The organism is Hydrogenophaga sp., assembly GCF_011390835.1.
In the GTDB taxonomy this organism is placed as follows: domain Bacteria; phylum Pseudomonadota; class Gammaproteobacteria; order Burkholderiales; family Burkholderiaceae_C; genus Hydrogenophaga.
In genome coordinates this window covers 1-3,805 of the sequence record NZ_JAABRQ010000059.1, presented here as the reverse complement: position 1 = coordinate 3,805, position 3,805 = coordinate 1, and the positions used below count along the sequence as shown (strand labels likewise).

Here is a 3,805-nt window from a genome sequence, read left to right as displayed (position 1 = left end):
CAGGCCAGTGACTTGGTGGGGCATGAAGGGATAGGGCAGGGCGATGTGATCGTACCGCGACCCGTCCATGCCAATGTCTCGAAAGACTTGACCAAGTGGAAATTTGGGCATATTGTTTGCTCCAGTAGGTTTCATGTCACGCACCGCTTTACCTCGTTGTCCTCTCTGATCGGCGGCAACCCCAGCCGCCTTAGCCCCTCTCCCCGGTGCCCGCTCCAGCGCCGGGGGAGGGGCTTTTTTAATGGCTACAGGTTCTAGTCGTAGCGATGCAACTCGTGGAGCTGGGTTGCGAACAGGCGCTCAATCGTGAAGTGGTCGACGAGCACGACGCAGTTGGGATGCGCGCCAATCAAGGTGAACGAATTCCAGTCGAGTCCAACCGATGATGGGGTCTCTACTTTGATTCCGTGGCAGAGCTGATCGTCCGTCAGCTCCCACAGCAGCCGCTGCAGCCGCCCTTGCTCCTGCCTGTTCGCTGCAATGACATAAACTGCTTTGCCCTCTCTGGCGCAACTCACCGCATCGATCAGCATGCGGGTGGTGCGGCCTGTTCTGCGTAGATCTTTCATCGTGTTCTCCAGTTTAGTGGCGGATGCGCCAGATCAGCACCGCGAAGACGCCGATGGCAATCAGCAGGCCGATGTTCCAGCCGATAAGAAAAGGAAGGAAGTCGCAGTCGTTCATCTGTTATTCTCCCTGAGCACAGCAATGACGCTGCGGACGACTTGATCGGACACCTTTTTCCAGTCTATCTTTGATAGCACAATCCGGTATTTCCGTAGCGCGGCCTCCTCATTGACGCGCTCGATGTCTTCTGGAGTTGCCGGATAGATTCGGTAGGTTCCGCCCATCGAATACCCATCGGACTTCCTGAAGCGGCCATTTGGTGCGACGAAGATAGATGCGTTCGTGACCCTGTCGACGGTCTTTATCTCCCGGCGTAGGCTGCCATAGTCGCCGTATTCAAAGATTACGGCATCGCCGGCCTTCAGTTCAGCGAGTTGCTCTTGAAAGTTGCTCATGTCGTTCTCCAGTTTAACGTCTAATACGCCAGATCAACCCCATTGCTGTGCCATCGCGTCAGCAATCCCGGTATAGGTTCGGCTGCGCTCTTTCCAGCGATCCGGTCCAGGTGCCATCTTATGAACGCGCGCCTCTCTGCCCTCTACAATGTTGGTTGGGATGAGCTTCGGCAGATTCTTCAGCCACAGGCAGGTTGCCTTAGTCTCGCCGTGGCCAAACCACCAAGGCTGCAAAATTTGATCGGGCTTCCTGATTCGGCTTGAGATGATGCTGATCGGATTTTCCAGCGCGATCTTCTCGATTGGCGCATCAAGCAGGGCACGAACAAACTCCAGCGCCTGCGCTTGCTCGACCTGCTTTTCCTTGAACCAGCGCGCCCCGCTCACTGCCAAGTGGGTGCATGGCGGGTGCAGAATGGCAAGATCCCAGCGCTCGTCAAGGATGCCAAGCACATCGCCAACGATGTGGTTCTGGCTGTTGTCCTCGGACTCCAGCAGATCGCATGACCAAGCGTTGTGCCCTTGCCGACGAAAGGCTTCTCTGACGGTGCCAGAGAATTCACAGCCGATGAGGACGTTCACTCTGGTTCTCCCTTGCACTTGGCCTTCTTCCCCTCCAACAAGCCGCTGTGATAGCCCTCGCTGACGCCCTGCACGAACGCATCCCTCGGGTCTATCGGCACCGGCTTGTAGCCATAGCGAAGCCAGAGCCAGAACGCCCGACCCGTGGCCACGATCACGTTGATGGGGACCGGGTAGCAGACGGCAGTTCTGGAGTCGAAGTTCTGCCAAGCAATGCCGTACCACGCCGGGATCATTTGCCCCGGCTTGATCGTCTTTTTCATTTCGATTTCCCCTCTCTGTGAATGCACCAAACCCAGGTGAGGTAAGCGCCGACCAGCAGTCCGGCGCCCAGGCCGGTAAAATAAACCGCCAACGTGTAGCCGCTCATTTCGATTTCCCCAGCCGCTTATTCTTCGCCACCTGAGCCGCCGCTTGAATGATGCCAAGCGCTTGGGAAGCCGGCGTCGCGGTCAGCACATTGCCTTCGGCTTCCTGCTTGGCTTTGACCTTGAGGATCGCATCGTATTGGATCTGGCAGATGTCGTTGCACCAGTGTATAAAACCATCGACGCCTTTGCCGAGGTTGCGGTAGGTGCAGGGTTCATACTCGTACTTGCTTTTACGCGCGCTCATGTTGTCTTCTCTCCAGTTGTTGTCGTCAGTGCTAGGTGAACAGCCAGTACATAAAGCTGCCGGTCCAGTAAATAACGGTGCCAAGCCCGATCGCCGGCAAAACAATGGACCAGAGATGTGTCTTTACCAAGCCTGCGCTGTCTTGGACCATACGGTCTCCCCTGTTGTTGGCTGCGCCAGTTTTTGAATGTATTGCTGATGACAGGGGTGCATCACCAGCACCTTCTCATATAAGACCAGGTATGGCATTTTGCCAAACCGCTCAGCAAGCCATTCATTGGCTCGTTCTCTGTCTTCCTCTGTCATCCAAGCTGCTGCCTTCCACTCGATCTTGCCAGTAAACGCTGGCATATTTGCCGAATAAATCACTCGCATCGGAAAGGCACTCACCGGCACCGTAATCATCGCCCCTCCTACCAGTTACACGTCGTCCGATCCCGTTTGGTCGCCAGATGATAGGACTTGATCGCCCCATCGAGCAGCTTCTGGCACTTGAACACTTCCTCATCCAGCTCCATCGCCGCCCAGGTCGCCGTGGGCAGCCCGTGCCGACCCGCTGTGCGCTTGGTGGCATGTGAATTAAACACGGTCTGCTGGATCCGCATGGTGCGATCGAGCTTCCATTGCGCGCTCACCACGTTGCCCACCAAGTACAGCTCGAACACGTTGGTCGGCTGCAGCGTCATCACCGCCCCGCGCGCCAAGTAGCCGAGCCTCACCAGCTCTGAGGTCTGCTCATCGCCCCACAAGCAGTGGGCGATCATGGACATGAACTGATTGCGGTGGGCTAGACGCAGCGCCGCATTCACCCGCGTGTCGAGCACGAGGGTCTCGCCCACGGCGATGGGCCGGTTGCGATCGGGCAGGTCCTCTTCTTTGAAGAGCCACTCACTGGGCAGCAGCGCAATGGCCTGCTCCTCGATCGGTCGCTGCGGTTTCAGGGCCTGCTCCTGTTGCGCGCTTTCGGTTCGCACCGGCTGCGGAGCGGGTCGAGGACCAAGTGGTGCGCTCGCCACGCCCTGCGTCGGTTGCGGCGGGGTCGGCGGCCCGGTGGATGCGCCGGGATCAGGGCCGGCTCCTCGCATATAGACCACGTTGCTCATCTCGGAGTCCTCGAATGGATGCGGCTATCTTAACAAATCCCAGTCGAAATCGGGGTTGCCGACTTTCTTAGAAAAGGAGGTTCGCAGCGCCTCAATGGAGGGAAACACCACGCAGCGAATGCCGGCTGAATCGGTTAATCGCACGCTGTCGCCAAAGTAGTCATGCAAGATGTTCATCACGTTGGCAATCTGCGACCGGTTCTCGGCGTGCCGCCCTAAGTAGGACTTGCTCGAATCCTCTAAGACATCAAAGTCGACCACAGTTTCTCTTGGAAAATGCTCCAGCACCGTGCGCTGGCCCACGCCCGCCACATATCCCCGGCTCAAAAAGTCAAACACCCAGGCCCGATGGCCGGTCAATGAGAGCAGTTTCTGCTTTTGCAGCCCGCTGCCGGCGGGGGCGCGCCGCACCGCGCTGGTATTGATTTGGCGTTTCGATACTTGGGTCAAGAACGCATCCATCCCCGCGCCGGAAAACTGCAG

At 57.6% G+C, this 3,805-nt stretch carries 8 protein-coding genes; all 8 read right to left on the bottom strand.

What is annotated here, in order from left to right; all coding sequences use genetic code 11:
- Positions 1 to 254 precede the first annotated feature (254 nt).
- Positions 255 to 569 carry a hypothetical protein gene (locus tag GPT34_RS17600; protein ID WP_291015315.1) on the bottom strand — a complete coding sequence of 105 codons (315 nt, stop codon included), beginning with the start codon at positions 567 to 569 and terminating at the stop codon, positions 255 to 257.
- A gap of 111 nt (positions 570 to 680) precedes the next feature.
- A complete protein-coding gene (locus GPT34_RS17595) occupies positions 681 to 1,022 on the bottom strand; it encodes a hypothetical protein (protein WP_291015312.1) in 342 nt (113 codons plus the stop codon).
- 33 nt (positions 1,023 to 1,055) lie between these two features.
- Complete coding sequence (locus GPT34_RS17590) at positions 1,056 to 1,604, bottom strand: DNA cytosine methyltransferase (RefSeq protein ID WP_291015310.1); 549 nt, start codon at positions 1,602 to 1,604, stop codon at positions 1,056 to 1,058.
- The gene (locus GPT34_RS17585) at positions 1,601 to 1,867 is read right to left on the bottom strand and encodes a hypothetical protein (RefSeq protein ID WP_291015308.1); all 267 of its coding nucleotides are present in this window, start codon (positions 1,865 to 1,867) and stop codon (positions 1,601 to 1,603) included. Before GPT34_RS17585 ends, GPT34_RS17590 begins: the two co-directional genes overlap by 4 nt.
- 103 nt (positions 1,868 to 1,970) lie before the next feature.
- Positions 1,971 to 2,219, bottom strand: coding sequence for a hypothetical protein (locus GPT34_RS17580; RefSeq protein ID WP_291015306.1), 249 nt, complete (start codon positions 2,217 to 2,219; stop codon positions 1,971 to 1,973).
- A gap of 123 nt (positions 2,220 to 2,342) precedes the next feature.
- Positions 2,343 to 2,624: a hypothetical protein gene (locus tag GPT34_RS17575; protein ID WP_291015304.1), complete on the bottom strand. Its 282-nt coding sequence runs from the start codon at positions 2,622 to 2,624 to the stop codon at positions 2,343 to 2,345.
- Positions 2,625 to 2,632: 8 nt separating this feature from the next.
- The gene (locus GPT34_RS17570) at positions 2,633 to 3,322 is read right to left on the bottom strand and encodes a hypothetical protein (RefSeq protein WP_291015302.1); all 690 of its coding nucleotides are present in this window, start codon (positions 3,320 to 3,322) and stop codon (positions 2,633 to 2,635) included.
- 24 nt (positions 3,323 to 3,346) lie between these two features.
- Positions 3,347 to 3,805, bottom strand: a 459-nt coding sequence (locus GPT34_RS17565) for a hypothetical protein (RefSeq protein WP_291015299.1), incomplete at its 5' end; no start/stop codon positions are given.